This window comes from Acidiluteibacter ferrifornacis, assembly GCF_009909615.1.
GTDB lineage: Bacteria > Bacteroidota > Bacteroidia > Flavobacteriales_E > Vicingaceae > Acidiluteibacter > Acidiluteibacter ferrifornacis.
This window is the reverse complement of record NZ_WWNE01000009.1, coordinates 40,058-64,381: the sequence shown is the minus strand read 5'-3', so window position 1 is coordinate 64,381 and position 24,324 is coordinate 40,058. Positions and strand designations below refer to the sequence as shown.

The 24,324-nt window shown below is 36.1% G+C and carries 24 protein-coding genes; 9 read left to right on the top strand and 15 right to left on the bottom strand.

The annotated features are described in order from the left end of the window. Nucleotides 1-18: 18 nt before the first annotated feature. From GQN54_RS11610 to GQN54_RS11600, 3 genes are read right to left on the bottom strand one after another with little or no spacing between them, the layout of a single operon-like run. Complete coding sequence (locus tag GQN54_RS11610; RefSeq protein WP_160633720.1) at nt 19-615, bottom strand: ribonuclease HII; 597 nt, start codon at nt 613-615, stop codon at nt 19-21. Then, nucleotides 606-1,739: a glycosyltransferase family 4 protein gene (locus GQN54_RS11605; protein WP_160633719.1), complete on the bottom strand. Its 1,134-nt coding sequence runs from the start codon at nt 1,737-1,739 to the stop codon at nt 606-608. The genes GQN54_RS11610 and GQN54_RS11605 overlap by 10 nt, the downstream gene beginning before the upstream one ends. 26 nt (nt 1,740-1,765) lie before the next feature. Further along, entirely contained in the window at nt 1,766-2,590 is an 825-nt protein-coding gene (locus GQN54_RS11600; protein WP_160633718.1) for a class I SAM-dependent methyltransferase, read from the bottom strand. A 130-nt stretch (nt 2,591-2,720) separates the two neighbouring features. Between GQN54_RS11600 and GQN54_RS11595 the strand changes: the two genes are divergently transcribed. The 4 genes from GQN54_RS11595 to GQN54_RS11580 are packed head-to-tail and all read left to right on the top strand — an operon-like array spanning nt 2,721 to nt 7,613. Further along, nucleotides 2,721-4,166: an oligosaccharide flippase family protein gene (locus GQN54_RS11595; RefSeq protein ID WP_160633717.1), complete on the top strand. Its 1,446-nt coding sequence runs from the start codon at nt 2,721-2,723 to the stop codon at nt 4,164-4,166. Between the two features lie 42 nt (nt 4,167-4,208). Continuing rightward, on the top strand, nt 4,209-5,201 hold the full coding sequence (locus GQN54_RS11590; protein ID WP_160633716.1) for a Wzz/FepE/Etk N-terminal domain-containing protein: 993 nt from the start codon (nt 4,209-4,211) through the stop codon (nt 5,199-5,201). A 4-nt stretch (nt 5,202-5,205) separates the two neighbouring features. Further along, complete coding sequence (locus GQN54_RS11585) at nt 5,206-6,174, top strand: Wzz/FepE/Etk N-terminal domain-containing protein (RefSeq protein ID WP_160633715.1); 969 nt, start codon at nt 5,206-5,208, stop codon at nt 6,172-6,174. Beyond that, entirely contained in the window at nt 6,174-7,613 is a 1,440-nt protein-coding gene (locus GQN54_RS11580) for an O-antigen ligase family protein (RefSeq protein ID WP_160633714.1), read from the top strand. Before GQN54_RS11585 ends, GQN54_RS11580 begins: the two co-directional genes overlap by 1 nt. On the opposite strand, the gene GQN54_RS11575 is transcribed toward GQN54_RS11580, so the two are convergent. From GQN54_RS11575 to GQN54_RS11540, 8 genes are read right to left on the bottom strand one after another with little or no spacing between them, the layout of a single operon-like run. Beyond that, complete coding sequence (locus tag GQN54_RS11575) at nt 7,590-8,813, bottom strand: PP2C family protein-serine/threonine phosphatase (RefSeq protein WP_160633713.1); 1,224 nt, start codon at nt 8,811-8,813, stop codon at nt 7,590-7,592. The two genes, GQN54_RS11580 and GQN54_RS11575, sit on opposite strands and share 24 nt — an antisense overlap. Further along, nucleotides 8,810-9,751, bottom strand: coding sequence for a UDP-3-O-(3-hydroxymyristoyl)glucosamine N-acyltransferase (locus GQN54_RS11570; protein WP_160633712.1), 942 nt, complete (start codon nt 9,749-9,751; stop codon nt 8,810-8,812). The genes GQN54_RS11575 and GQN54_RS11570 overlap by 4 nt, the downstream gene beginning before the upstream one ends. Nucleotides 9,752-9,755: 4 nt before the next feature. Next, entirely contained in the window at nt 9,756-10,322 is a 567-nt protein-coding gene (gene efp, locus GQN54_RS11565; RefSeq protein WP_160633711.1) for an elongation factor P, read from the bottom strand. 58 nt (nt 10,323-10,380) lie between these two features. Beyond that, nucleotides 10,381-11,001, bottom strand: coding sequence for an ABC transporter ATP-binding protein (locus GQN54_RS11560; protein ID WP_160633710.1), 621 nt, complete (start codon nt 10,999-11,001; stop codon nt 10,381-10,383). A gap of 3 nt (nt 11,002-11,004) precedes the next feature. Continuing rightward, nucleotides 11,005-11,781, bottom strand: a complete 777-nt coding sequence (gene lpxA / locus GQN54_RS11555; protein WP_160633709.1) for an acyl-ACP--UDP-N-acetylglucosamine O-acyltransferase — start codon at nt 11,779-11,781, stop codon at nt 11,005-11,007. A gap of 3 nt (nt 11,782-11,784) precedes the next feature. Beyond that, nucleotides 11,785-13,173, bottom strand: coding sequence for a bifunctional UDP-3-O-[3-hydroxymyristoyl] N-acetylglucosamine deacetylase/3-hydroxyacyl-ACP dehydratase (locus tag GQN54_RS11550; RefSeq protein WP_160633708.1), 1,389 nt, complete (start codon nt 13,171-13,173; stop codon nt 11,785-11,787). 13 nt (nt 13,174-13,186) lie between these two features. Next, nucleotides 13,187-14,224 (bottom strand): UDP-3-O-(3-hydroxymyristoyl)glucosamine N-acyltransferase, encoded by a 1,038-nt coding sequence (lpxD, locus tag GQN54_RS11545; RefSeq protein WP_160633707.1) that lies wholly within the window; start codon nt 14,222-14,224, stop codon nt 13,187-13,189. A 30-nt stretch (nt 14,225-14,254) separates the two neighbouring features. Continuing rightward, nucleotides 14,255-15,523 (bottom strand): HD domain-containing protein, encoded by a 1,269-nt coding sequence (locus tag GQN54_RS11540; protein WP_160633706.1) that lies wholly within the window; start codon nt 15,521-15,523, stop codon nt 14,255-14,257. A 104-nt stretch (nt 15,524-15,627) separates the two neighbouring features. Between GQN54_RS11540 and porX the strand changes: the two genes are divergently transcribed. From porX to GQN54_RS11515, 5 genes are all read left to right on the top strand, one after another. Next, on the top strand, nt 15,628-17,184 hold the full coding sequence (gene porX, locus GQN54_RS11535) for a T9SS response regulator signal transducer PorX (RefSeq protein ID WP_160633705.1): 1,557 nt from the start codon (nt 15,628-15,630) through the stop codon (nt 17,182-17,184). After that, nucleotides 17,181-17,594 (top strand): tRNA (adenosine(37)-N6)-threonylcarbamoyltransferase complex ATPase subunit type 1 TsaE, encoded by a 414-nt coding sequence (gene tsaE, locus GQN54_RS11530; RefSeq protein ID WP_160633704.1) that lies wholly within the window; start codon nt 17,181-17,183, stop codon nt 17,592-17,594. The genes porX and tsaE overlap by 4 nt, the downstream gene beginning before the upstream one ends. A gap of 2 nt (nt 17,595-17,596) precedes the next feature. Continuing rightward, nucleotides 17,597-18,814 (top strand): alanine dehydrogenase, encoded by a 1,218-nt coding sequence (locus GQN54_RS11525; protein WP_160633703.1) that lies wholly within the window; start codon nt 17,597-17,599, stop codon nt 18,812-18,814. A gap of 257 nt (nt 18,815-19,071) precedes the next feature. Then, entirely contained in the window at nt 19,072-19,845 is a 774-nt protein-coding gene (locus GQN54_RS11520; protein WP_160633702.1) for a hypothetical protein, read from the top strand. A 556-nt stretch (nt 19,846-20,401) separates the two neighbouring features. Next, nucleotides 20,402-20,791, top strand: coding sequence for a hypothetical protein (locus GQN54_RS11515; protein WP_160633701.1), 390 nt, complete (start codon nt 20,402-20,404; stop codon nt 20,789-20,791). Between the two features lie 2 nt (nt 20,792-20,793). Here the strand turns inward: GQN54_RS11515 and GQN54_RS11510 are convergent, their stop codons facing one another. The 4 genes from GQN54_RS11510 to GQN54_RS11495 all read right to left on the bottom strand — a co-directional run bounded on the left by GQN54_RS11510 (nt 20,794) and on the right by GQN54_RS11495 (nt 24,234). Then, nucleotides 20,794-21,360, bottom strand: coding sequence for a hypothetical protein (locus GQN54_RS11510; protein ID WP_160633700.1), 567 nt, complete (start codon nt 21,358-21,360; stop codon nt 20,794-20,796). A gap of 409 nt (nt 21,361-21,769) precedes the next feature. Continuing rightward, nucleotides 21,770-22,570, bottom strand: a complete 801-nt coding sequence (gene murQ / locus GQN54_RS11505; RefSeq protein ID WP_160633699.1) for an N-acetylmuramic acid 6-phosphate etherase — start codon at nt 22,568-22,570, stop codon at nt 21,770-21,772. 1 nt (nt 22,571) lies between these two features. Further along, nucleotides 22,572-23,582 carry an aminopeptidase gene (locus GQN54_RS11500; protein WP_160633698.1) on the bottom strand — a complete coding sequence of 337 codons (1,011 nt, stop codon included), beginning with the start codon at nt 23,580-23,582 and terminating at the stop codon, nt 22,572-22,574. Between the two features lie 13 nt (nt 23,583-23,595). After that, nucleotides 23,596-24,234, bottom strand: a complete 639-nt coding sequence (locus GQN54_RS11495) for a MarC family protein (RefSeq protein ID WP_160633697.1) — start codon at nt 24,232-24,234, stop codon at nt 23,596-23,598. Nucleotides 24,235-24,324 lie beyond the last annotated feature (90 nt).

Below are 24,324 nucleotides of genomic sequence, written 5' to 3'. Positions count from 1 at the left end.
TTGTTAATTTCAATGGGATTAATTGCCTTTTTTACACGATAAAAGTGTGAAAGATTGTCGATGAAATTTACAAGACCCCACTTTTTCAATGGCGGCTCTATGTTTTTGAGTGGGATATCCCTGATTGACGTTCCATCCATATTCAGGATGCTCTATATGAATCTTTTGCATAAACTCGTCACGGTGAGTTTTTGCAAGAACCGAAGCAGCTGCAATGGAAGCAAATTTGGAGTCGCCTTTTATTACACATTGATGAGGTATACCCAAGTAGGCATTAAATCGATTGCCATCAATAAGAAGCAGCTCTGGCTTTATCGTTAGTTGATCTATGGCCCTGTGCATTGCTAAAAAAGAAGCATTTAAAATGTTGATTTCATCGATTTCTTGATGAGTTACAATGCCTACAGACCAAGCCAAGGCTTCTTTTTCAATGATTATTCTGAGTAGGTCCCTATTTTTTTTAGAGAGCTTTTTGGAGTCATTGAGTAGATCGTTGTTAAATGACTTTGGAAGAATCACAGCTGCTGCATAAACAGGTCCTGCCAAACAACCTCTGCCAGCTTCATCACAACCTGCTTCAATATACTTGGAATTGAAATGTAACTTTAAGGCCATTGTTTTAGCATTTTTTCTATACTTTCCCAAAGGAGTTGAGCTGTTTTATCCCATGAAAAATCTTTGGCTCTATTGTACCCTTTTTCGATTAATTCCCTCCTCAAGGAATTGCTGTTTGATAAATTTATCATTTGTTTTGCAATGCTTTCAGAAGAAAACGGATCAGCTAATAATGCCGCATTATTAGCAACCTCTGGCATAGAGGAGGTATTGGAGGTGATAACTGGTACTCCTGATTGCATGGCTTCGATAATGGGAATACCGAAACCTTCAAATTGGGGAACATAACTCAAGCAAAATGCACCTCCAACTAATCGAGGTAAATCTTTAGTTTTTACCCGACCTAAAAAAAGGATGTCCTTTTTAAATTCTAATGATTGATATGTAGCTTCCAATTGTTTGGGCCACCATTTTCGGTTTCCTCCAATTACCAGCTTGTGATTATGGGAAGTCTGATGTTTAAAGGACTCAAATGCAAGAAATAAGTTCTCTAAATTTTTTCTTGGGTGTAAAGTGCCAATGAATAAAAAGTACGGGCATTGCTCGCTAAATTTTTCTTCTGCTTGCTTTTTCTCTTGATCTGATAGTGGCTGAAACGCTTTGTTCGCACCATTAAACACTACATCTATTTTTGATTCTCTTATATGGTATTGTTTGACAATATCTTGTTTTGAAAACTCTGATACTGTGGCGATTCGACTAGCTCTTTCTGCAAATTTTGGGAAATACTTTAGGAGGTAGTTGCGTTGTATTGGTATAATATTCTCTGGAAAGTGCTCAAAGTTTAGGTCGTGGATAACTCCTAACATAGGAATGCTTTTTAACGGAGGTAGCCAACCTTCTGGGCTGATTAATAGCTGTGCGCCAATCTTTTTTACTTTTCTTTTTAAGGCAAATTCAAACCAATACACCCATAAATAAGGATGCCGAGCTTGTGGACTCAGCGTATGTCCGATGACATTTTTACCAAAAATAAATTGGGGATCTATTGACCGATCAAAAATGAAGTGAAATTCATGCTCTGGGTGCTGTTTTGTTAAGCGTTGTAATGTTTCATATGTAAACCAACCAATACCGTCCATTTTTTTCGGTACCAACAAACGTGTATTTACAGCAATTTTCATGAATGGAGGAATCTTATAGGGGCAAGTTAGTTCTTATTCACCATAAAATTAATGCCGAAGAAGAAGTATTCTTTTAAGAAACGATTCTTTTTCCATATTTGCTGCTCTTTTTCAATTGCCTCTTTTGGTTTTGATGAAGGAAAGTTAAAAGGTAAATAATAACGAATGTATTGCACAGAATGCTCATCTATGGTCAAATTTTGTTTGCCAAAAGAGGATTTCCACTCTTTTAAACTTTTGATGTTTTCATTCCCTAACAATATATTTTTTTGTAAGGTCTCATCATAAATTTCAATAATTTTTTTGTTCCCTCTTTGAAGGAAAAGTTTTGTGTTCTGTATAATGTTGTTGCCGTTTTCTTCGATGATTAGTAACTGACCTTTTGGACGTAATATTTGATTAAGAATTCTAATAGCATCATCTAACGGTTCTAAATGATGCATAGTGTCTTGAATAATAATCAAATCTTTCGATTGACTTTCAAATTCGTGATCAAACAAATTCTCATAAGAATAAGTAAACTTGGAAACATCACCGAACTGTGCCCAATACTCCATTCGCTTGGGAAGTAATTTATAGTAATGTTCTAATGTAGTTCCGTGCACTGAAAAGCCATTGATAGAGAGAAATATATCTGTTGTTCCAAATCCACAACCTAAATCCCAAATTTCTAAATTAGGATCAGTAATGTGCTCAATGATATACTGTAACCGCTGACAGAAATAGGCCTTTCGATATTCAAAACGTTCCGGGTTGTCAAGAAATTTATAGTAGTAATGCAGGTCCTTGTTTTGCTCTAATTCTTTTAAGAAAATAGAGAAAAACTCCTCAACTGTCATTTTTAAATCCATAGAAATTGGCTTTCAATAAAGCCCACAAATATATCAATTCCTTTTAGAGTAGTTTGTGCTATTTTCATCTATTTATGGGGGAGGAAAGAATGGGTTTGCTTACTATTGTAATAGAATTTGAATACCTTATATGCAGCGGAAGTTTTTAAGCAATCTTCTTTTTTTATTATTTCTCAATCTTCTCATCAAACCGTTTTGGATTTTTGGTATTGATAGAACTGTACAGAATACTCTAGGTGCAGAGGAGTATGGATTCTACTATGCATTGTTTGGCTTTTCCATCCTTTTCAATATATTGCTTGATGTTGGAATAACCAATTATAACAATAGGAATATTGCCCAGCATAACCATATGTTAGGACGATATTTCTCCTCTATTGTTTGGTTAAAGTTGTTGCTCGGGGTAGTTTATTTGCTAGTTACAATTGTATTAGCGTTACTATTCGACTATGCAGGTAGAGAATTGAATTTATTATTGATTCTTTGCCTCAACCAATTTTTAGTTTCATTCTTACTTTACTTGCGTTCCAACTTAGCTGGATTACAATTGTTTAAATGGGATAGTTTTTTGTCCGTACTCGATCGCATTGTAATGATAGTAATCTGCGGTATTTTACTTTGGGGAATCGATGGGTTTAACTTTACGATAGAGCACTTCGTCTGGACACAGACATTTGCTTATCTCTTAAGCTGCGTAGTAGCTCTTTTAATTTTGGGTAAAAGGCTTTCGGCCTTCACCGTCAAGTTAAATATTCCTTTATTGCGTATTATATTCAAGCAAAGTTTGCCATTTGCCCTACTTGTATTGCTGATGGCGTTTTATTATCGAGTAGATTCTGTAATGATTGAACGAATGTTGCCTAATGGAAGAGAACAAGCGGGAGTATACGCACAAGCCTACCGACTATTAGAAGCGGCTACTACTTTCGGATATTTATTTGCCGGCTTATTGCTGCCTATGTTTTCAAGAATGATAGCCATCAAGGAATCCCCGACCCAGTTAATTAGGTTATCTTTTAATTTAATTTTTATTCCTGCTATTACCCTTTTTGGTGTTTGTTTTTATTATTCTACGGAAATAATGGAATTATTATATGTAGAGAATGCAATGGAATCGGCTAAAGTACTGCAAGTTTTGATGCTGAATTTTGTAGCAATTGCTTCCACGTATATTTTTGGAACCTTTTTGACAGCTAATGGTAGTCTAAGGATTTTGAATTGGATTGCATTGGTTGGGCTGCTAATTAATTTGACTTTGAATTTCATTTTAATACCACAATATGCATCTTATGGTGCGGCTGTTGCAACCTTACTCACCCAGTTGTTCGTCATAGTAGCCCAGATTGTTTCCGTAAAACGACTATTAAATTGGAAATTGGATTCGAACTATTTGATTAGGGTAGGGGTGTTTTTATTTGGATTTTTTAGTCTAAGTTTTTTTATATCAAGCTCTAGTGGCAATTGGATAATGCATGCCCTATTGACCATTGCTGGAGGAACTCTATTGTCGTTGTTACTTCGATTAATTGAACCAAAATCAATGATTATGATACTAAAAAATAAAGCGAGTAATTAGTCTGATCAATTTACTACTTTTGAACCTTTGAAAAATTTTTGAATGAAATCAGAAAATCCCTACGAATTAAAGCCTACAACAATGGTTCCTTTGATTATCAAATGGAAAAAGTTGTTGATTACAGTAAGTATTATGGCACTGATCATTTCCACTATGGTTTCCTTTTTAATAGAGGAAAAATATGAATCTAGTGTCATCTTGTTTCCCGCTGCAACTACAAATATTTCTAAAACCTTAATTGCCGAACGTGGTTTTGATGATAAAAGTTTATTGGAGTTTGGAGAGGAAGAGCAAGCAGAACAGATGCTTCAAATTTTGAATTCAGATGAAATTAGAAATAGAATTATCCAAAAATACGATCTATTAACTCATTATGAAATTGATCAGGTTCAAAAGTACAAGATGACCAAATTGTATAATGAATATGAATCAAATATTACCTTTAAACGTACACCTTTTATGTCCGTTGAAATAAACGTACTGGATCGGAATCCTGAAGTGGCTGCTAGTATAGCAAATGATATCTCCTCTCTCTTAGACACGGCCATCAACAAGATGCAGCAGAAAGTGGCTTTGCAAGCTTTAAAAATTGTTGAGGAAGAATACAATGACTTTCAAAATGAGTTGAATAAAATGCATCAACGAATGGACGAATTGCGTAAGAAAGGTGTTCAAGATTACTTTACACAAGTAGAAGTATTAAGCGAGCAACATGCTATCGCAATGCAAAAGAACAATCAATCGGCCATGAGGCAGATGCAGAGTCAGTTAGACACCTTAGCTAAGTACGGTGGAGAGTATTTGTCTATGACTCTGGATTTGGAGTTTAAACTAAAACAGCTCAATTTTTTAAAGACCAAGTACCAAGAAGCAAAGGTGGATGCCACTCAAAAGGTGGAGCACAAATTTATTGTTAACAAGGCTTTTAAATCAGAAAAACCTGCTTATCCTGTAAGGTGGTTGATTATTTTAGTTTCAACTATAGGAACATTTTTGTTCACATTAATTCTAATTACACTTTTCGATTTAAATTAATCCAATGAACACGCAAGACTATCAAGAAGATTATATGAAAGGAAGTAAGAACTTGCTAAAGTTTGGAGCTAAAAATATAAAGTTGCTTATTGGTGTTGCAGCTGTAGCAGCAATTTTAGCCTTTGTTTTTTCAAGTCCAACCTTCATTACTCCAAAATATGAATCTACAGCCATAATATATCCCTCAAATGTATGGGAATACTCTGATGAAACTGCTTTAGAGCAAATTCAACAGTACTTAGAATCGAATGCTATTCGTGATTCGTTAGTCAAAAAGTTTGACCTGTATAATGAGTACAAAATTGACACTGCAGATATAAATGCAGGAACCTGGATGAAATTGGCTTATGGAGAGCATGTTGGGAGTAGTGAGACAAAATTCGAATCCATTAAAATTACAGTTCTTTCCACAAGCCCAGTTCGAGCAAGAGATATGGTGCTTGAGATAATCAAACAGTTGAACTTTTTGGTAACTAGAGTTAATAGAAAGAAAGTCCAAGAAATAATTGTTTATAAAGCAAAAGTGTTAGAAAATGTCTCTAATGAAATAGACAGTTTATTGTCTATAGTTCATCTATACGGGAAGGATTACAAGGTGATGGATTATGCGGGGCAATCAGAACGTGTGACAGAAGGGTATTTAAAGGCGCTTTCTTCGGGTGCTAGAGGCAGTAGTTTTGATGAAACCAAATCTCTATTCGAGAATGTAGCCCAGCATGGTGCCTACATTAAAAACTTAAATGTAAGAATAGAGTATTTGAATGAGCAATATGCAGAATTGATTGCTGAATTTGAAGAGCTCAAGATTGATAAAGTTAAGGAAGTAACCTATTCAAATGTATTGGTAACTCCAGAAGTTCCTGATAAAAAGGCATATCCTGTTAGGTGGTTGATTGTTGCGCTTTCCATGATTGGTGCAGTTATTTTTACAGCTACGGTTTTAATTTTAAGTAGAATAAACTTGAAGGATTAATGACTGATTACCTCAAACATAATATGGTCTTGATATTGAGTTTTCTCTTTATCATGACAAATGGGGTATTAATTGCCATGGAAAACTATTGGTTTTCTTTGGTGCCTTTTGCATTAGCTCTGGGTTTAATGGCATTTTTAGCATTAGATAAGTTAATGCTGTTTGTGGTGTTAGCGACTCCGTTATCTTTAAATATAGAAGAGTTTGCGATCGGAGGAGTTGGAATGTTTTTGCCTACAGAACCTCTAATGTTTGGGGTAATGATTATTTTTTTCTTACGACTACTATATGAGCGAAAGTTTGATTATCGAATCATTCAGCACCCAATCACTCTCTCCATTCTTTTTTATTTATTTTGGGTCTTTATTACCACTCTCACTTCTGAGATGCCTATTGTTTCTTTAAAATATTTGGTTTCTCGCTTATGGTTTATCATTAGCTTCTATTTTGTAGGCACTCAACTTTTCAATAATTATAAAAACATCAATCGTTTTTTTTGGTTGTTTGTTATTCCATTGGGAATAGTTGTTATTTATACTTCTATTCACCATAGCATGAATGGCTTTAGTGAGCGTTCTGGTCACTGGGTAATGCAGCCATTCCTGAAGGATCATACCGTATATGGAGCGGTATTAGCATTGGTTTATCCCATTTTGTTTTACTTAGCGTTTAACCCGCGGTACAAGCGTTATCAAATCACATCCTTTTTATTGATTGCGGTTTATACCACAGGACTAATTCTTTCCTATGGAAGGGCGGCTTGGATAAGTGTGGTGGTGGCTTTTGTCTTGTATTTTGTATACAAATTAAAGATTAGATTCAGTGCAATACTTTCGATTGTGGTTTTCTTCGCTTTGTTTTTGTCTTTGTTCTGGACGCAAATCATTAAAACATTAGAGCGAAATAATCAAGATTCTACTGGTACTAATTTGACAGAGCATATACAATCCATATCTAACATTTCTACAGATGCATCCAATCTTGAGCGGATAAATAGATGGAAGTCCGCATTCAGAATGTTTGAAGAACGTCCTGTTTTTGGGTTCGGTCCAGGAACTTATCAGTTTCAATATGCTCCATTTCAGTCTGCTGAAGATTTAACAATTATATCTACCAATTCCGGAGATGTAGGAAACGCACATAGTGAGTATATAGGGCCACTTGCTGAAATGGGATTGTTCGGTAGTTTGACTTATGTCATTATTATAATTGTGGTTTATTCTCGAGGCTCTAAACTTTACCACAGTTTACCAAAAGGAGAAGCCAAATCATTACTCTTGGCTATTTTGTTAGGCCTAACAACCTACGTGGTTCACGGATTTTTGAATAACTTCCTAGATACTGATAAGGTTGCAGTTCCGTTTTGGGGGTTTATTGCCATTATAGTGGCAATGGATGTCTACCACAAAGGAAATTTACTTGAAGAGAGCAGCCAATAAGGTAATGTCGTCAGGCAATGGACTTGCTCCTCTAAATTGATCAGCTTTATTTTTCAAATCGTCAGCTAGCTTCTCAATAGTAGAACTTCTAAGTACGTTGATTAATGGTCCAACACCCATTTCTACCCCTTCATAATTAGTTATTTCTGTAATTCCATCTGTGTAACATAAAATCTTATCCCCACTCTGTAATTGATGGGTATCCACTAAAATTTCAGGTAATTCGTCAAACATACCCAATATGGTACAACCTTTTGTGAGTTCTAGAATTTGATTATTGTGATATAATAATGGAGGATTATGTCCAGCATTTATGGATGTTAAAGTCCTAGAAATAGGATCAAAAATTCCGACAAAAAAAGTGATAAACTTTTCCCTGCCTCCACTATCAATTACTTTTTGGTTTAAACGCACGATTAACTCCTCTAATGAGCTCGCGACATTAATTAAAGCTCTTAGGTTAGCTTGAAAATTAGCCATCAATAAAGCTGCTGAAACTCCTTTGCCCGAAACATCAGCAATGCAAAAGGCAACTTTATCATTATCCAATGGAATCACGTCAAAATAATCTCCACCAACTTCTTCATACGGTAAATAGAGGGAGTTAAATTGATAAAATTGATTTCCGATTAAACGATTAGGAATAAGTAGTCGTTGCATATCTCTTGCAACGTCTAGTTCTTTCTGTAAAGCTGCTTTCTTTAAACTGTCTTGATACAGCCGTTTATTTTCAAAAGCTACTACTATTATGTTGCTGAGTGTTTGTATGTAATGAAGGTGTTTTATAATTGGACTAACCTCTAATTTCTCACCGTCAAAATCTCCCAACAGTAGAAAAGCTATTGGATGGTTTTTATGTTGGATTGGAATAATAACATCAAAAGGGTGCAGGAACGTTTCATCCCCACTACTGATTACTTTTATTCCTTTAACTTCTTCCTCTACTTTCTGCCAGTCAAATGCTAAAATTTCCTCCGAAACACCCTGTTTAAGTTTTAACTCCCACTTTTCTCTTTTAACAAATAAACAAATCTTTCCAATCTTTAGGTCTTGATAAAGAATAGATAAGAAGAGTGAGAGTAATTCATCAGTCGATAAGTTTTCATTGATACCAATCGTAATCTTCAATAATGAATCAAGCTTGACTTTTGAGAGTTCTAATTTCTCGCTAGTTCTATTCGGCTTGATTTCTTTTTTCATTTCTTGATTTCCTTCAGTTGTTCGATTATACTAGGAATACTTCTTAAGGCTGCCATTTCTTTCATTTTGGTTCGGCTATCTTCAGCTGGAGATCCAAAATAAACAGTGTTCTCAACGGTATCTTTTGAAATCCCTGATTGTCCTAAAACTACAGTGCCTTTCTTTAACGTAATTCCTGATACAATGCCCACCTGTCCCCAAAGGGTTACATTGTCTTCTATGATTACACAGCCAGCTATCCCTACGTGAGCTGCAAAAAGACACATTTTTCCAACAATTGTATCATGTCCAATTTGAACCATATTGTCGATTTTAGTTCCTGCACCTATCTGAGTAATCGCAGTAACCCCACGGTCGATTGTACAAGAAGCCCCAATTTCAACATCATCTTCAATAATCACAGTGCCGCAACTATTCAATCGTTCGAAATGATCTGCTCTTCTTTTGTAATAAAATGCATGCCCCCCGATTACGGTGTTCGCATGAATGATTACGTTGTTGCCAATTTCACAATCGTCATAGATAGTAACGTTTGGATGAATAATGCAATTGTTGCCTATTTTTACTCGGTCTCCAATCACTACTGTGCTATGAATACGACAATTATTTCCAATAGTGGCACTTTCAGAAACTTGCTCAGTATTAAAAGAAAAAGGCTTAAAAAAGTTCGTTAAGAAATTAAAACTTTTAAATGGATCATCGGTTATGATGATTCCTTTTCCCGAAGGAAAAGGAACATCTTTGTTGATGATGATGATTGTAGCATTGGAATTTAATGCCTTATCGTAATATTTTGGATGATCTACAAAAACGATATCACCTACTTCTACACGGTGAATCTCATTGATTCCTAATACTTCTAAGTTGGCTTCACCTTTAAATGGAGCGTCAAGTAAACCTGCGATGGTTTGCAAGGTAGATGGTCGTTCTAGTTTCAATTTATTAAGATTTTACGCGTTCTACATAGCTTCCGCTACGTGTATCAATTTTAACTCTGTCACCTTCGTTGATAAACAATGGTACATTTATTTCTGTTCCTGTTTCTACAGTTGCTTTTTTTGTAGCGTTAGTAGCAGTATCTCCTTTGATGCCAGGTTCGGTGTAAGTAATTTCTAATTCAACAAATGCAGGAACTTCGCACTCTAATGCTTTTTCCTCTTCTGCATGAAATATAACCTCTACATCATTTCCTTCTTTCAAAAATTGTGGTGCAGTGATTAATGATTCAGGTAAAAAGGTTTGCTCAAATGTTTCTGAATCCATGAAGTGGTATCCACTATCATCTTTAAACAAAAATTGATATTTTCTTCTTTCAATCCTTACAGTTTCTACTTTTACACCAGCGTTGAAGGTGTTGTCTATCACTTTACCTGAAGTTAAACTTTTTAATTTCGTGCGAACAAATGCAGCACCTTTTCCAGGTTTAACATGTTGAAATTCTACGATAGAGTACAAGTCATGATTAAATTTAATGCAAAGTCCGTTTCTGAAATCTGATGTATTGGCCATGTTCTAATTGTTTGATAATTTTTCCCAAATTTACGCAATCTGAGAAATCTATTGAATACTATTTATATTGATTAATGTCGATTATTTGATTACAAATAAAGTGTTCTTCTTCTTTTGCATTGGAGCATATAACGATGGTTTTGGTAGTTCCTACTTTTACCAACTGCTCTTGATACCAATGGATCCCTTTCTGATCTAAATTGGAGGTTGGTTCGTCCAAAAGTAAAATAGCGTTTTTTGTATAAAAGGCTAGAGCCAATTTTAATCGTTGCTTCATCCCTGAAGAGAAAACCTTGACTTGTTTATTTAAGGAGTCACTGAGGAAAGCTATCTCTGCAATGTCTTTGACACCTAGACCATCATTAAATGGCTTAAATTTTAAATTGAATTGGAGTAACTCTGAGAGTGTAAACTCTTCCGGTAAATCCATATATGGAGTTGCCATCCCAATATAAGAAAACACCTTGTCTTCAGGGATTACATTATCTCCTATTTGGTATTTAATACTTCCTTCAGAAGGGATTTCACTCGATGTGATTAATTTCATGAGGGTGCTTTTCCCAGATCCATTATTTCCAAAAATAACAGTTGGATGAAGCGGATCAATGACCTTAGAAATACCTCTAAAAATCCACTCTTTATTGAAGCGCCTACCTAAATTATCAAGCGTTATTGTCATGCATTATAGTGCCAAGGGACCTCTGATAATCCCTTTTTCTGAATTGCGAATAAAATCTAGAATTAAAGTTTTTTCTGCAGATTCGGGGGCCTCTAATGAGATAATATCTAATGAGGTGGAGACATTTTTTCCTTTCACATAAAGTGTCCTATAAATATCTTCAATTTGCAAGATTGCTTCATTTGAAAAACCTCGACGTCTTAAACCAACAGTATTGACTCCTACATAACTCAAAGGCTCTCTGGCTGCTTTTACAAAAGGTGGTACATTCTTTCTTACCAAAGAACCGCCTGCAACAAAACTGTGTGCTCCAATTGACACAAATTGCTGAACTGCAACAATACCTTCAAGTATTACATAATCTTCGATGGTAACATGTCCGGCGATATTTGCGGAATTCGCTAAAATACAATTGTTTCCAACAGAAACATCATGACCTAAATGTACATATGCCATTAACAAACAGTTGCTTCCAACGGTAGTTTTGTTTCTGTCTACAGTTCCACGGTTGATGGTAACACATTCTCTAATGGTCGTATTGTCGCCAATTTCAACAGTAGTAACTTCCCCTGCAAACTTTAAGTCTTGCGGAATTGCTGAAATTACGGCTCCAGGAAAAATCTTACAGTTTTTGCCAATTCTTGCTCCATCCATGATGGTTACATTGGGACCAACCCACGTTCCTTCTCCAATTTCAACGTCGCCTGAGATATAAGAAAAGGGCTCAACGATTACGTCTTTCCCGATTTTAGCATCTGGATGTATATAATTTTGGCTCATCAGTTATTTTACTTTTACAATTTGTGCCATTAACTCACCTTCTGTAGCAATTTTATCTCCCACATAAGTAGTTCCTTTCATGTGGCATATTCCTCTACGGATCGGAGAAAGAAGCTCTAATTTAAAAATTAATGTATCGCCTGGTACTACTTTATTCTTAAATTTTACATTATCAATCTTCATGAAATAGGTCAGGTAGTTTTCAGGATCAGGCACAGAGTTTAATACTAAGATTCCACCAGTCTGAGCCATGGCTTCAATTTGAAGTACTCCTGGCATTACTGGACTACCAGGGAAGTGACCTTGGAAGTAATCCTCGTTCATAGTCACGTTTTTAACACCTACTACATGATTATCCGATAACTCGATAATTTTGTCCACCAAAAGGAAAGGGTAGCGATGTGGTAACATCTTTTGAATTTCTTCGATATTGAACACCGGTGGTTGGTTTTGATCGTAGAAGGGAGGTTTTTTGGTTTCTTCTTTGATTCTCTTCTTAATCAGCTTCGCAAAATCAGTGTTTCCTTTATGACCTGGCCTAGCAGCTAAAATGTGCCCTTTTATAGGACGTCCCACTAATGCTAAATCACCCACCATATCTAATAGTTTGTGTCTTGCAGGCTCGTTTTGGAAATGCAATTCTAAGTTGTTTAAAACTCCTGCTTCTTTGATTTCCATTTTTGGTTTACCTAATAGATCAGCAATTTCATCTATTTTTTCTTGTGGTAAAATTTGGTCGACCAATACAATTGCATTGTCTAAATCTCCACCTTTAATTAAGCCATGTTTAGCTAAAACCTCTAATTCTCGCAAGAATACGAATGTTCTGCAATCAGAAATCTCTTTTACGAATTCTCCAATATGATACATGTGGGCATGCTGCGTACCCAAGATTTTAGAATTGTAATCAACCATTACGGTCAACCTAAACTCATCTTGAGGAACCATTAACATTTCTGTTCCTTTCTCAACATCCTCAAATGCTAAGTTTTCCGTCACAACATAATAGTTCTTTTCTTCTGTTTGCTCGACAGTTTCTGCTTTCAATAAAGCTTCAACAAAATAGCGAGAACTACCATCCATAATTGGAATTTCTTTGCCATCTAGTTCGATTAGGATATTGTCAATTCCCAATCCATATACAGCAGCTAAGGCATGTTCTGTTGTGTAGACTCTTGCTCCATTTTGCTCTAAAGTGGTTCCTCTTGAAGTGTCTACCACATTGTCCACATCAGCATTAATGATTGGTTTTCCTTCCAAGTCTATTCTTTGGAATTTGTAACCATGATTATCAGGAGCGGGCTTAAACGTTAAGGTTACTTTTTCTCCTGTATGCAAGCCTACACCAGATACGCTTACTTCATTCTTAATTGTTTTTTGTTTGTCACTCATAGTGGCGAATATTCTATTTTTTCAATTCGGATATCTCCGATTTTAAATCTCTTAAATCTTGACTCATCTGCGGTAAATTTCTGAACATAACATATGAGCGTTTATAATCTCCTATAGGGAAGGCAGGTGAACCTTGAACTATTTCTTGATCTTTAATATTGCTCCCAATTCCTGATTGAGCAGCAATTTTTACCCCATTTCCAATGATTAAATGTCCGGCAAATCCAACTTGACCGCCAATCATACAATCTTTACCTATTTTAGTAGAACCAGCAACTCCTGTTTGAGCAGCGATTACTGTATTATTTCCAACTTCTACGTTGTGAGCAATTTGCACAAGGTTGTCTAATTTAACTCCTTTTCTAATGATGGTAGAGCCTAAAGTCGCTCGATCAATGGAAGTATTGGCACCCACTTCAACGTGGTCTTCTATAATTACATTTCCGATTTGAGGTACTTTATTATATTGGTTCTCTGAATTAGGAACAAATCCAAAACCATCCGCACCAATCACAACACCTGCGTGAATCATGCATTCTGCTCCAATTACGCAATCGGTATAAATTTTAACATCTGCAAAAAGTGTGGTGTTAGCTCCGATAGTGACATTGTCACCAATGTAACAGCCTGGATATATTTTTACATTATCTCCAATTTTTACATTGTCTCCGATTGAAGTAAATGCACCAATGTATAGGTTTTCGCCCAATTGTGCAGAATCTGAAATAGAAGTCTGCTTGTCGATACCGACCTTGTTATTTTTAATTTGATTGTAAGCTTCCAATAGCTTACCAAAACTCCCATAGGCATCTTCTACACGTATTAAGGTGCACCCCTCTTTAAGGGACTCTTCAGCTACAAATGTATTGTTGACAATAACAATGGTAGCGTCAGTTGTATAGATATGATGTGTGTATTTTGGATTGGCTAAAAAGGAAAGAGAATTCTTAGTTCCTTCCTCGATTTTAGAAAGCGTGTTTACAGTTGCATCGGGGTTTCCTTCTACTGTTCCGCCTAACATTTGGGCAATTTGATGCGCAGAAAATTCCATGTTTCAAAAATAGTAATTATTTAACCGTTCTTATCCCACCTTTTTTTTGAAGTTATTAACCATGTTTTGTTTAGGAAAGCAGGTGTAATATTTTGTGACAGATTTCGATAGCATCGAGATATTTAATTGGTCTGCCGCTGCCGCTATGTCTAATATAGTGCCGTCTTTGTACAGGAGGTTAATTTTATCATTTTTAGGATTGTAGGCGTTGTTGGCAATGGTGCCTGAAAACACCAGGTACTCCGTCTCGTGTTCAGAAATATTTAAGTTATCCATTACCGTTTGTTTCATTTCATCAAACCTATCGGATGAAATTGGCTCATTAGATAATTCAATTTTATATAAATTCCGATTCAACATGCTTCTGCACAACATGGACAAAATGGCATCTTCATGCTGTTGCCAAGCCTTAATAGAGGCTGTAATATCGAAGTCATCTAATGCAGCAAAATCATTCAACAAGGATTTGTCTTTAGCAAAAGATTCTGTATCGAAATCATGGTATAAAAATCGACGGAAAGTAGGTGTAGAGAAAAGCTCTACTTTATTTCTTGCTAACTCTTTAGCACGTTTTAAAATATGAACTAATAATTGTTCAGCAGATAGAACGGTTTTGTGTAAATACACTTGCCAATACATCAGTCTTCTCGCGATAATAAACTTCTCGATGGAGTAGATTCCTTTGGCTTCTACACATAAAGCGTCGTCTTTTACGTTGAGCATAGAAATGATTCTATCTGCAGAAATTACACCTTCAGAAACTCCGGTATAAAAACTGTCCCTTTTTAAATAATCCAGTCTATCCATGTCCAATTGTGATGAAACCAACTGGTGTAGAAACTTTTTGTGGTATTGATTTTTAAATATTCTAATGGCCAAGTCTAATTCTCCATTGAAGTGATCGTTTAGTCGATCCATCAATAAGGCGGAAATGGTTTCGTGTGTGACATTTTTTACAATGCAATATTCCAAAGCATGTGAAAACGGCCCATGACCAATATCATGTAAAAGTATGGCAATAGTTACCCCTTTGGCTTCTTCATATGTTATTTCATGACCTTTAGAGCGGATAACATCTATTGCTCGCTGCATGAGATGCATGGCACCCATTGCATGATGAAATCGAGTGTGTAAAGCTCCTGGATATACCAAGTGTGTTAAGCCCAATTGGTTGATTCTTCTTAGGCGCTGAAAATAAGAATGCTCTATTAAATCATAAATGATATCGTGTGGAATAGAAATAAATCCATAAATGGGATCATTAAAAATTTTCTTTTTATTGGGCTGAGTTGTTTCCAAGGATTTTCCTTTTAACTAATTTTATGAAAATTTAAATTCACACTCAACAATATTCTCGCGTTGTTGAGCTTATATTGAGAGTTGAAAATTAAAACTAATAATTAATGGCGAAGATAAAAATTCTTTGGGCAGATGATGAAATTCATTTACTCAAACCACATATAATTTTTTTAGAAGAGAAGGGATATGATGTTAGTACAACCACATCAGGAGCTGAGGCTTTAGAGATGGTAGATGATAACAGATACGATTTAGTTTTTTTAGATGAAAATATGCCTGGGATCTCTGGTCTGGAGGTATTGAGCAGAATTAAGAGCACACATTCATCGCTTCCAGTTGTGATGATCACTAAGAGTGAAGAAGAGTTCATTATGGAGGAGGCCATTGGTTCCAAAATATCCGATTATTTGATAAAACCTGTCAATCCTAAACAAATCTTATTGACCATCAAGAAAAACTTAGACACATCTAGATTGGTGAGTGAGAAAACAACGATAAACTACCAACAAGAGTTTCGGAATATTGGAACAAGCATGCACAATCGCATGACTTTTGAAGAGTGGCAGGAAGTGTATAAAAAATTGGTTTATTGGGAACTAGAGTTAGATCGAATCGAAGAAACTGGGCTCAATGAAATACTGCAAATGCAAAAAGACGAGGCCAGTCATTTGTTTTCTAGATTTATAGAAGATAATTACATCGATTGGTTGCACGGCAGGGAAGAGGCTCCTTTGATGTCTCCAAGAGTAATTAAAGAAAAGGTAATTCCACACATTAATGACGATTCCACAACTTTTTTAATTGTAGTAGACAATTTAAGATACGATCAATGGGAAATTTTAAAGCCGAAGATTCGGGAATATTTTTGGATAGACGATGAAGATACTTACTTGAGTATTTTGCCCACGACCACCCAGTATGCTAGAAATTCTTTGTTTGCGGGGTTAATGCCTTCCGAAATTGAAAAAATGTATCCTAAGTTATGGCTGAATGATGAAGAAGAAGGGGGGAAAAACCTGCATGAAGAGGAATTGCTAGGCTTGAATTTAAAGCGATTGGGCAAAAAAGATATGCGTTACAATTACTACAAAGTATTGAATCAGAGCTTCGGTCGGAAAGTAGTAGATGAGATACCGAACATGATGAAAAATAAGTTCAATACCATTGTGTACAATTTTATAGACATGTTGTCGCATGCACGCACGGACACCAATGTGATTAAAGAATTGGCTGAAGACGAGGCAGCCTACCGTTCGTTGACCTTAAGTTGGTTTGAACATTCCTCCTTTATGGAGGCCATAAAAGTATTGGCAAGTAAGAAGGCTAAAGTAATTTTAACGACCGATCACGGATCTATAAAAGTAAAAAATCCTTCTAAAGTGATTGGTGATAAAAATGTAAACACCAACCTAAGATATAAGCAAGGAAAGAATTTAAGTTTCGACAAAGGAGATGTGATGTTGATAAAAGAGCCAATTGATGCTTTTTTACCGCGTGTAAATATGAGCCAATCTTATATTTTTGCAAAGAATGATTTGTTTTTTGCTTATCCTAACAATTACAACCATTATGTTCAGTATTACCGAGATACTTTCCAACATGGAGGAATTTCACTAGAAGAAATGATGGTGCCTATTGTTACTTTATTGCCAAAAGTATGATGTTGAAAGCTTCTAGTCTTGCAGAACTGGATGAAATTGCGAAACGTATAATTGATTGCTCTAAAGAGAAGAAAGTTATTCTTTTTTATGGAGAAATGGGTGCCGGGAAGACAACTTTAATCAAGATAATTTGTAAATTGCTTAAAGTTGAAGATTTGACGAGTAGTCCAACTTTTTCTTTAGTGAATGAATATTATTCACCATTATTGGAAGAGTCGGTTTATCATTTTGACTTTTATAGAGTTGATGAAGAAGAGGAGGCGATGGACATGGGAGTGGAAGACTATTTTTACAGCGATAGTTATTGCTTAGTAGAGTGGCCTGAAAAAATTCCTAACCTATTGCCTGAATCTTACGTAACAGTCAGGGTTGAACAAAAAGCAGAAGAGCGAATTTATACGATACAATAGGGATGTCTAAAGATTTATTACAATCGCTGGCAAAGTCAGCAGCAGGGTATTTGCCTCAAGAGGAAATGCTAGAAGTGAAACGCAAAAAGTGTCATTTATTCATCGGAATTCCAAAAGAAACCTCCTTACAAGAAAAACGAATTCCATTAGTGCCCAATGATGTTTGTACACTGGTTAATAATGGACACCAAGTAGTAATAGAATCTAAAGCAGGGGAGAAAGCCAACTTTACGGACAATGATTTTAGCGAGGCAGGAGCACAAATTGCCATGTCGGCGCAGGAAGTCTACAAAGCGGATATAATTCTGAAAGTAGAACCCTTGTCGCATGCAGAGATTGATTATATGCAACATGGGCAAACGTTGATTTCGGCGATTCAATTGCCGGTACAACCCAAGAATTTTCTAGAAAAGATGATGGCCAAAAAAGTGACCGCTATTGCTTACGATTACATCAAAGACAGAGAAGGAATTTTTCCTGTGATTAGAGCCATGAGTGAGATTGCAGGTAACACTTCCATTTTAATAGCCGCCGAGTATTTAAGCAATGTCAACAAAGGACAAGGCTTGATGATGGGTGGAATAACAGGAGTAAAACCAACAGAAGTGGTAATTATTGGGGCAGGAACTGTGGCGGAATTTGCCACCAGAGCTGCGTTGGGATTAGGTGCTTCTGTAAAATTATTCAGCAACAATATTTTTAAGTTGCGACGATTACAAAATGATATTGGGCAAAGGGTATATACGTCCAATATTCAACCTCAGGAGTTAAAATCAGCTTTGCGAACGGCTGATGTGGTGATAGGTGCTTTGCGTTCAGAAGTTGGTAGGGCGCCTATTGTGGTAACGGAAGAGATGGTGGAGAAGATGAAGGAAGGAAGCATCATCGTTGATGTAAGTATCGACCAAGGAGGTTGTATAGAAACATCAGAAGTGACGACTCACTCTAACCCAACTTTCACGAAGCACGGTGTGATTCATTATTGTGTTCCTAATATAGCTTCTAGAGTAGCGCGAACCGCTTCTTATGCCTTGAGCAATGTGTTTACACCTGTTATTATGGACATGGGCGAACAAGGCGGCGTCGAGAACACCATGCGAAATATTTATTCTGTTCGAAATGGCATTTATTTGTACAAAGGAATTTTGACGAATAAGTACTTGGCAGATACCTTCAAGTTGCCTTATAAAGATTTGGATTTGCTGATGGCAGCGTATTAATGAAGCCCGAATCTCGTACTCGAGATTAGTTGGCTGAATTAATCCAGTCCCGACTGGATAGAATTGGTTCCAATCCCTTTTTTTGGGATTGGCTAGCCGAACTCAATTCTTAGTTTTAGTGCTTTTTCTGAATAATATTTTTTTAATACAGTTTTTATAATGTGATAGTTTCTAATTATTTAGTTAATTTGGGTGGGTTAATAATGTGGGTAGGATACATAAAGTAATTCATATTCACTTGTTAGCCTACAAATCAAATGAAACAAAAAGATTCTCTTGATATATTAGCCATTGTTGTTGCCGCAATTTCAGGTGCATTTGTTTTTGCATTTATTGCATTACCATTTATTGGCATTTATTACGTGTTTTCGAATGTTATTTGGGTAGACAATTATGAAGAAAATCAAACACCTAAAGTTGAACAAGTAAATGATAGTTTAATTGAGGTGGCAGTTTGGGCAGATGATTTAATATTTGAATATTTAGAGCATAATTCCGAAAGGTTGACAAAGGTTGATGATATCCTCGTTTCATTTATAAAAGATACTTTGACTAGACAAGGAATGAAATATGTAACAGTAAAAATTGGACACAGTTTTGAAAATAGATTTGTTACAGATCAATGGATTTTTATTGATAGTTTATCTAAAGAAATTTACGAATATGACTTGCAAATTGACTCATTAATTCTTTGGTCAAAATACGCTCAATTAGACAGTAATGAAAATGAAATTCCTCCTAATGGAACATACCAATTTGAAGTGGCATTCGCGGAATGGCAAGGGAAATCAATGGGAGTTAAAATGACCATAATTATCAAAGGAAATTCAGCTAAAGTTGTTTATGAAGGTCACGGTGCACTGACAGCAGAGATCGGAGAAATTATAGATCAAGGAGTAATAATGAAACATAAATCAGGGCAGTGGATTATTGGAACAAACCCAAGTGACAAAGAGGTCGAAGAAATTGGAGGTTGTACAGGCGATCCTGCAATTATAGACTTTAAATACAAAAAATATTGGATGTGTTAATTTTCCGGTAGTAAGTCTTCATCCGTGACCTAAACTCAATAGGACTTATCCTCCATTAACTTCAATTGAGCATAATCAAACATAGAGTTCGTTGTATCCCTGTTATTTAAAAATCACGATGACTGAAAATAGAATGAATAATACTTCAAAAAAAGTCTCATATAATAATCGCCCAGCCATTTTAATGATTGTATTGTTGTTAATTGAAATGGAAATACTTGACATTTTATTCCCTCATCCAGGCTTCAATGTAATTGTTTCGTTTCCGATTATATATGGGATCTGTTCTGTAGTTATCATTTTGGGAATATTCTTAACTAGGAGGTTGGACTTTAAATCGAGTACCGCTAGTTGGATTATCATATTTATAATTAATTCATTAGTTGCATTTCAATTTTACCCAAAATAAGGTGGACCGACTGTCTTAAATAAATTGTTTTCATTCCTTTAGAGTCACTTCTTCCTCCATAAACCAAACCCACGAGAATTTTCTAACCTCACAAATAATCCCCACCATTATTAAGCCTGCACCTTCTTTTATTCCTAATTTCGCATCATGAATTTTTGGAGACGATTTAAATTTTTTGCGGTAGGTTTAACTTTAGGTACCCTAGTAGTTTATGTTATTTTTGGCTCAAGGGATTTAACTTCTTGGACGCCACAAGGAAGGGTTTTGATCACCATCAAACAGGCTGAATTTAAAGCATCAGATAAGGCTGAATGTCAAATTGCCTGTATTGGTTTAGAGCGTGATAGTATCTCTAAAATTTTAATAAAAGGCGCTGATGTGGATTTCAAAAACAGTGAAACGCAAAAGAAACCTTGTCCGATATATGATATCACCATTGCGGACGCACAATTGCATTATAAATTAGAAATGTGCGAGCGCGATAGTTTGGTCAACTTACTTTCTATCGACAAAGTAGGAATAGAGTGTGATTGTTAAAATCACCCAATCCGCTTCATTACCATTTTGTCTACTTTCTCGATAAGTTGAGCAGGCAAATACGTTCTCCAGTTGAGGTCGTTTAGTTCGCCACCACTTGTGATGTAATAATCAATGTTGGCATCTGCAAAATCTCGAAGTACGTGCTCATGGAAGTTGATGAATGCAATCCAACCTTCTTCTATATCTTCAAACCATTCTTCGTAGTAGGAGTCATCTGAAGTATGAAAATTCAAGACATTTTCTCCAATTAGTACAAAGCGATTGATTCCTTCATCCACCAATACATCTATTACATTTCGCTTTAAAAACATGATGTCGTTGTGCAAAAGGTCATTCCATTCTCCTATCATCTCAATGATGGTGTATCCATGGTCGTAATCAGTAAAAAGTATTTTGATGTATAAGGTTGGCGATTCGATATTGTCCCACTGCGGATGAATGTAATGGTCATAAACTGCATCTATGAATTCGAATTCGCTGTATTCTCTTTCGTAGAAAGGAGAGCGGTCGTCTTCAGAAGCGATATAGTAATCTCTCCAGTTGTAATGTGGCTCAATGGTGTGCAATGTGGTCTTTTTTATTCAAAATTAGGGAATACAACTATTGGATGAGGAATTTGTTCGGGGAAAAAGAAATTAGACCGCTTCGGTGTTAGATCGCTTCGCTGTTAGAAGCTAGCTGTTAGACTTGTTTGAATTTATTGATATTCATTTGATACTAACATAATCGTTCAATACACTGATAAAATTTACTTTTCTACCATCTCTCCTCTAGCTTCTTCTTAAAAAAAATAACCACAAAGAGCGCAAAGAATCTCGCAAAGGTCACATTGGTTTTCCCTCGAGAAGATATTGCAGAACTAATTATATTAAAATTGACTTATTGATTGATTCACTCATTAAACTATTCTGTTTCAACCGCAAAGGCCACTAGTAGCTACATTAATAATTAACCATTAACAATTAATCATTAAACTCAAAAATTATTAATTGCATTCCGAACATTCCCATATTTATCTAACAATTCTTTGGCTTCTTCATAGGTAATAGACAGTTCACCCATAAGCATTTGAATGCCTCTTTTTACGAGCTTATTATTACTCAGCTGCATGTCCACCATTTTGTTTCCTTTTACTCTTCCTAGTTGTATCATCACAGAGGTAGAAATCATATTCAAAACCAATTTCTGAGCAGTTCCGGCTTTCATACGTGTGCTTCCAGTGACAAACTCCGGACCTACGATTACTTCAATGGGAACATCCACTTCTGCCGATAATGGGGAGTCTGAATTGCAGACAATACACGCCGTAAAAATGCCATTGGCTTTAGCACTTTTTACACCTCCGATTACATAAGGCGTAGTTCCTGACGCAGCTATTCCTATAACTACATCATCTTCCGTAATTTCGTATGCTGATAGATCAATCCATGCTTGATTGATATCGTCTTCAGCAAACTCCACCGCTTTCCTGATTGCGGAATCGCCGCCTGCAATAATTCCGATTACACGATCATGTGAAACGCCAAAAGTAGGAGGGCATTCCGATGCATCTACAATTCCCAATCGACCGCTAGTACCGGCCCCAATATAAAATAAACGTCCCCCTTTTTTCATTCGTTCAGCAGCTGCAAGAACGACCAACTCAATTTTGTCCATTACCTTTTCGATGGCATATGGCACAATTTTGTCCTCCTTATTAATGTTGGTCAAAAGTTCCTTTACGCTCATTTGTTCTAAATGAGTGTATTTTGAATCGGCTTCGGTAGATTTTGTCATATTACAAAGTAGGGTATTTTTCTTTAAATGATTTTAAAAAAGAGGTTAGGTCTCCATCAAATTGATGAATAAAAATAGACTGAAAGTTGGATTGTTGCTTGTTATACGTGTTGAATCCTGAAAAATAGGCATTGTTTAAGGGGTGCGAGCCGTCTTTTATACTTTTGAATGCATTGGGCGTTTGAAAAGTGAGTACACTTAATTCTTTTCGAATGGACTGTATCTTGTTTGTTTTTAAAGTCCTTTTCAAATTCGGTGGCATTTCTTTATTCTCTTCATAGAGGATGGCCAATTCTTCTACTTTTTGCTTCATAAAATCGATGAAGCGTTCTCGGTCTTTTCGTTGGTCGAGGTACTGACGCAGAAGAGTATCTCCTCCTGGGTATTGTTCTAAAAATAAAATAGCTCCTTGATGGCCAATGAATGAAGCCAAATTTTCATTCATTTCGGCACTGTCTTTTACGTAGATAGTGGTATGTGTTAATTCGTGCAGGATGAGGTTGGCTAAATCGCCTTCGCTTTTCTCCAAGTTGGTGGATAAAATTGGATCGGGAAACCAACCCAAAGTAGACCATGCAGCAACTACATCTATTTCAATATCGTAACCTAAGTTTTTTATCTTTTTTGCTTCGGCCTGCACCAGTTCTTTCTTGAAGTATCCCTTGTAAGGGAATCCGCCAACAATAGGAAATTTCCATTGATATGGAGTGAGGTCAAATGCTGGAGCGGCTGTAACCACCCATAAAGTTGGTTCTCCTTTCTGATCGTAAAGTGTGGTGTAGTTCTCAGAATCAGTCATTCCTAGCTCTTGGATTCCGAACTCTCGAACTTCCTGAATGAACTTTATTTTTTGTTTGTACTCTTCAGAAAAGTGAGGGTCGGCTAGAAAATCAGTAATCGGTTTAGACTCGCGAATAACTTTAAATTGCCCATCCAATTGAAGAAGGCCATAATGAATTTCAGAAGCCAATAATCCTGTTAAGGCATAAAAGAAGATTCCAATGAATCTCAATATGGTAGCCCATTTATACACTTCTAAGTATGTCGATTAAGATTGGTTTCAATCCACTAAAGAAAAACTCTACAGCAATCACCATCACAATCAATCCCATCAATCGCATGAGGATTTTATTTCCTGTGGGGCCGATAAATTTAGTGATTTGAGAAGCACCCCATAATACAACAAAAATGATAATACAAATCAATAGCATGGTACCTATCAAAATTGCTTTGTTTTGAAACTGAACGGCATCTTCCATCAATACAATGGCATTGGTAATTGCTCCGGGGCCGCAAATCATTGGAATAGCTAGTGGTGTCACTGAAATATCATCTACATATTCGCTGATTTCGTTTTTATGAACTTTTATCTTCGTCAATCGAGCCTGAAGCATGTCGTAACCCATCATAAAGAAGATAATGCCACCCACTACACGAAAACTATTGACAGAAATACCAAAAAACTTGAATAAAACCTGGCCACTAAATGCGAACAACACCAAACTCAGAAATGCGACAATTACTGCCTTTAATGCAGTTTTAGTTCGTTGTTGCTGATCTAATTGGCTGGTCATGGTCAAGAATACTGGCATGATTCCAATCGGGTTCATCAGAGTAATGAAAGAGGTAAAGCAAAGTAGAAAAAAGGAAATTTCTGTAGACATATAAACTTTTTTAAATCCAAATTGGTTTGTACTTCGTAGTTAGAGCAGTTAAGGTTAACTGAAGAAAAAGACGAAGTCTCATAGATTGGG